Raw genomic sequence first — 4,969 nt, 5'->3', positions numbered from 1 at the left:
CCGCCCTGGCCGATCCGGGGGCGGCGGCGACGCTGTTTCTGCTCGACGAACCGACCGCCGGCCTGCACCCGCTGGACGTGACGCGACTGACCGATCTGCTGACCCGGCTGGTCGAGCGCGGCCACACGGTGTTGTGCGTGGAGCACGATCTGGACCTGATTGCCCGGTGCGACCACGTCGTGGAGCTGGGCCCCGGCGCCGGTCCGGCGGGCGGGGAGGTAGTGGCGGAGGGACCGCCGGCCGCCGTCGCCGAAAGGAAAACGCCAACAGGCCGGGCGCTGGCGCGACGGTTCGCCGCGGCGCGACGCTAGGATGGTTCCTCCCGCGTTCCTTCCGCCCACAGCGTTGATGAGTTTCGAGGATCCGCCCCCCGGTTCGCCCTCCGCCCCGCCGGTGCCCGTCCCCGACGGATGGACCGCGGAACGGGACGGCGGCACCCTGACGCTGATCAGTCCGGACACCTGTTTCTGGACGTTTACCGCCCTGCCCGGCGGGCCGGACCCGGCCGACGCCGTGGACAGCGCCGTCGCCGGACTGCGGGACGAGTACGAGGACTTTGAGAGCGAAGCCCTCCCCGTGGCCCCCCTGGCCGGCGGCGAGGCCGGGTTGGACGCGGCCTTCTTCTGCCTGGACAAGACCGTCTCCGCCCGGGTGCGGGCGTTTCGCGAGGCCGGCGTCACCTACGTGCTGTTCTACCAAGGGCTCGACGGGGAGATCGAGGAACGCCGCCGGGATCTGGAGGCTCTCAGCAGGCGGGCAGTGCGGGCCGTCGTCGGTCCGTCCGCCTTGGGGACCCTCGGCGACGGGGGGGCGTCGCCCTTCCCCGGCGGGCTGCCCCGGTAACGGGTTCCGTCAAGAAATGACGGGGCGTCGGCGGCGGGAACCGCTTCCGTGCGAGGTTTCGACGGCCTAGGCTGCGTGCTCGCCGGCTCTTCACATCGGACGCCCCTGATGTCTGCCCCACCCGCCCCCGACCTCCCGGCCGTCGCCCGGGCCTACGCCGCCGCGGGACGACGGGAGGAGGCGGCGGACGCCTACGAGAAAGCCGCCGCGGCCGCCTCGACGGACGTCGAACTGCACATGGCCGCCGGCGGGGCCGCGTTCGCCGCCGGGCGGTTCGAGCGGGCGATCGAACTGTTCGAAAAAGTCACCCGACTGACGCCGGCCCACGCCCGGGCGCTGATCAACATCGGGGCGATCCACAACCGGATCGGCCAGTACAAGCAGGCTGAAAAGGTTCTGCAGAAGGCGATCTCGCTGGACCACACCGTGGCGGAGGGGTTCTACAACCTCGGCATCGCCCGGCGGAAGCTCTGCCGCAACAAGCTGGCGGCGGAGGCCTACCGGGAGGCCGTGCGGCTCGACCCGTCCTTCGCGGAGGCCCATCAGAACCTGGGGAACACGCTGCTGGATCTCGGCCGCTCCCGGGCCGCGGCCGACGCCTTCCGCGAGGCCCTGCGGATTCGGCCGGACTTTCCGAAGGCGAGCGCCGGGTTGCGGCGGGCGGAGGCGGACGCGGCGAAGAAGAAGGCGTCGCTCACGTCGCTGGACCGCTTCGCCCCGCCCCCCGCGTCGGGCCTGCCCACGGCGAAGACCGCGGTGCGAGATCGCAGCTACCCTCCCCTCACCGCGGACCGGCGGGCGAAGGACCGCAGCCAATTGAGCAAACTGACCGCCGCCGTCGAGACCGGCGCCGCCGGCTGGGCCGAGATTTTGAAAGGCGATCTGCCGGGGGCTTTGGGCAAGCTGGAGCACGCCATCGCCGGGTCGACCGGCACGACGCTCGCGGACGCCTTCGACACCTTCGAACTGGCCGTCGAGCGGGCGGACCGGGCCGCGACGGCCTACCGCGTCGAGAGCGTCCGCACGCGGGCCCATGAGGAACTGATCCGCGCCCCGAGCCTGCCCGAGGAACCGCAGACGAGGGAGGACGAGGCCGACGCGGGGGAGCCGCCCTCCTCGGCCTCCTCCCCCGCGATCATTACCGGGGCGGCGACGCAGCCGGCCCCTTCGGCAGAAACGGCGTCGCCTCCAGCGCCCCCTCCGGCGACACGGTGATCGTCATGGCGCCGGTCTCGGCGGTGAGGTACAGCGCCGCCCGCGGGTAGACGCCGCGGAGAAACTCGGGATCGGCGTGCTGGGCCCCGCTGGCGACGACGATCCGCGGACGCAGCGCCTCCGCGAGCGCCGGCGGGTTCGCCCGCCGCCCGCCGTGGTGCGGGGCGAGCAGGACGTCGACTCCCGGCCCGTGGTCGGTCAGATAGCGCTCCACAAGGTCCCGCTGCGGCCCGCCCTCCACGTCGCCGGTCAGCAGGAGTCGGCGGCCGGCGTATTCGATCAGCAGCACGACGCTGCGGTCGTTGTCCGAGGCCTCCGGGTCGAGGGCGGCCGCGGGATGCAGCACGGTGAGCGTCGCCCCGCCGGCGGTGCGGCTCAGGCCGCGGGAAAGCCGGGCCAGCGGCACGCCGTCCGCGGCCTCCAGGACGGCCTGGGCGTCTTCCTGCCCGGACGCCAGGAAGTGCGGCCCGATCGACAGCCCGCCGATCCCGGCCCCGCCCCGGGCGGCGCCGGTGAGCAGCTCGGGCAGCCCGTTGAAGTGGTCCATGTCCGCGTGGGAGACGACGACCTCGTCGATCCGCGTGCGTCCGCGGGCCCGCAGGGCGGCGGCGACGGCGTCCGCGGCCCGCTCCCCGCCGGAGAGGCTGCCGCAGTCGTACAGCAGCGTGTGCCCGTCCGGCAGTTCGATCAGCGTCGCGGAGCCGTGGCCGACGTTCAGCGCCGTCATCCGCAGCGTGCCGTCCGGCAGGTCGCCGGGGGCGGCCGCCAGGAGACTCGCCCACCCGATCCCGCCGACCAGCAGCGCCCCGCGGCCGGCGGGGGTTCGAATTCGGCGGATCGGCACAAGCAGCGAACCGATCAGCCCGGCGTACCACCCTCCCAACCACCAGCCGGGCGGGGGCGGCACGGTGGCGTGCCCGCCGGGCAGGGCCGCGGCGGCGTCGACGATCCACAGCAGCGCCGTCAGCCCGACGCCGAACGTGACGCCCGGCCACGTCGCCAGCGGGGGGACGAAGATCAGCAGCCCGAGCGTGACGAACCCCACGGCGAGCAGCGCCCCGAAGACCGGCAGGAGCGCCACGTTCAAGGCGTAGCCGACGAAGGACACCAACCCGAAGTTCGCCGCCACCAGCGGGGCTGTCCACACCGCAATGCCGGCCGTGAGACGGTAGCCGTCCCACAGCCGCTCCCCCCACCGCAGCCGCCCCGCCGGCCACCACCGCGGGCGGGAGGCGAAGACGCGGCGGCCCCACTCCAAACCGGCCACCGCCACGAACGACAGTTGCGTACCGGGCTCGAACAGCGAGGCGGGGGTGACGAGCAGCACGACGGCCGCGGCGGCGCACAGCGTGTTGAACAGGTCCAGCGTTCGCCGGGTCGCCCAGGCCGTCGCCGCGAGGAGGACGAACAGCGCCGCCCGCAGGACCGGCGGGCGGAACTCCGCCAGCAGGGCGAACGCCACGACTGCAACCACGCAGAGCGCGGCCGTTGTCCCGGCGCCGAACCCCATCAACCGACAGAGCCCCGCGGCGAAGGTCGCCAGCAGGCCGACGTGCAACCCGCTGATCGCCAACAGGTGCATCGTGCCGCTGGCCATGAACTGGCGGCGGTCCTCCCGGGTGAGGTCGGTGCGGTCGCCGAGCAGCAGGGCCTTCGCCGCCGCGGCGGCCCGCTCCGGCATCAGGCGTTCGATCCGCCGGGCGCAGCGTCCTCGGAGCCAGTCCAGCGGGGCCGAGAGGTTCCAGCCCTGCGACAACAACTCGACGGTGCCGGCGTCGGCGGACATCTCGCAGCGGATCCCCCGCCGTCGCAGGGCGGCCCGCCGGTCCCACTCGCCCGGGTTCGACGGCCCCCGCACGGGCCCCAGCCAACCGAGAACGCGGACGCGGTCCCCGGCACCGAACTCCCCCAGAGAACCGGCCGCGTACAGCCGGACCCGACCGCTGCAGGCGACGGGGCCGTCGTCGCCGTCCAGTCGCTCGCACCGCACCTCCGCCACGGAGCGGCGGGAGTCCTCCCAGGAGGGGCGGTCCGGGTCCTCGTACTCCCGCGGGTCGGCGGTCAGCACGCCGGTCAGCCGGGCGAGGATCACCTCCTCGCCCACCCGCCGGGAGACGTCCGTCGCCGCGACGGCCCGCCACTGCACGTGGTGCGAGGCGGCGCCGACCGCCGCGAGCACGACCGGCAGCGCCGCCCGCCGCACCGCGGGGGCCGCGAGGGCCAGCAGGACGCCCGCGGCGCCGGACGTCAGCGTCCAGACGATCGGCAAAGCCATCCAGCGATCGAGGCAGACCCCGACGGCCAGCGCCGCCGCGATCGCCACCGCCGGGCGGCGGGGTTCGCCCCGCTCAAACCGATCCGGAGGCGCGGCGCGAGCGGCGGCGGGGGCGAGGAGCGGCACGGCGGATTGAAGCCGTCGCGCGCGGCGGATCGCAAACGGGGGCGGAGGACCGGGACGAGCGGCGCCGATGGAAGCGATCGGCTCCGCCGGCAGGACCGGCCGGGCCGCGTCACCCCTCCGCACCCGCATCCGGCGACCGATCGATGGACTTCGAGCAGTTCCGCGGGGTGTTCAGCGCCGCCGCCCATGAGTTCCTGCTGTGGGTCGGGTTCGGCACGATCGTCGGCCTGTGCGCCAAGGCGGTGATGCCCGGCCGCGACCCCGGCGGAGCGATCGCGACCACGCTGATGGGCATCGCCGGCAGCGTGATCGGCTGCGGCGTGCTGATTTTCACGCTGGAGCAGTTGGGCCGCCGCACCGGCCCGATCACGCCGATCAGCCCGGTCGGCTTCGCGGCGGGCATCGCCGGGGCCTTTATCCTGTTGCTGTTCTACCGCCTGTTTTCCGGGCGGTTGCTGATCGAGAGCGAGGACGGCGACGAGTTCATGCACGACGCCGACCGGCGCCGGC

Annotated in this window: 4 protein-coding genes and 1 pseudogene; 4 read left to right on the top strand and 1 reads right to left on the bottom strand. The window is 74.2% G+C overall.

Annotated elements, in window-relative coordinates:
* From uvrA to ACG2DA_RS21660, 3 genes and pseudogenes are all read left to right on the top strand, one after another.
* Positions 1–311 (top strand): annotated as a pseudogene (gene uvrA, locus ACG2DA_RS21670) (ABC-ATPase UvrA); the annotation flags it as partial.
* Positions 312–348: 37 nt separating this feature from the next.
* Entirely contained in the window at positions 349–843 is a 495-nt protein-coding gene (locus ACG2DA_RS21665) for a hypothetical protein (RefSeq protein WP_395258618.1), read from the top strand.
* Positions 844–951: 108 nt separating this feature from the next.
* Positions 952–2,058 carry a tetratricopeptide repeat protein gene (locus tag ACG2DA_RS21660; RefSeq protein ID WP_395258616.1) on the top strand — a complete coding sequence of 369 codons (1,107 nt, stop codon included), beginning with the start codon at positions 952–954 and terminating at the stop codon, positions 2,056–2,058.
* Here ACG2DA_RS21660 and ACG2DA_RS21655 read toward each other — a convergent pair.
* Complete coding sequence (locus tag ACG2DA_RS21655; RefSeq protein ID WP_395258614.1) at positions 1,982–4,459, bottom strand: ComEC/Rec2 family competence protein; 2,478 nt, start codon at positions 4,457–4,459, stop codon at positions 1,982–1,984. The two genes, ACG2DA_RS21660 and ACG2DA_RS21655, sit on opposite strands and share 77 nt — an antisense overlap.
* Positions 4,460–4,602: 143 nt before the next feature.
* On the opposite strand from ACG2DA_RS21655, the gene ACG2DA_RS21650 reads away from it, so the two are divergent.
* The coding region (locus tag ACG2DA_RS21650) for a GlsB/YeaQ/YmgE family stress response membrane protein (protein WP_395258612.1) at positions 4,603–4,969 on the top strand (367 nt) is incomplete at its 3' end.

Source organism: Alienimonas sp. DA493, from assembly GCF_043951915.1.
Taxonomy (GTDB): Bacteria; Planctomycetota; Planctomycetia; order Planctomycetales; family Planctomycetaceae; genus Alienimonas.
This window is presented reverse-complemented; position numbering and strand designations above follow the sequence as displayed.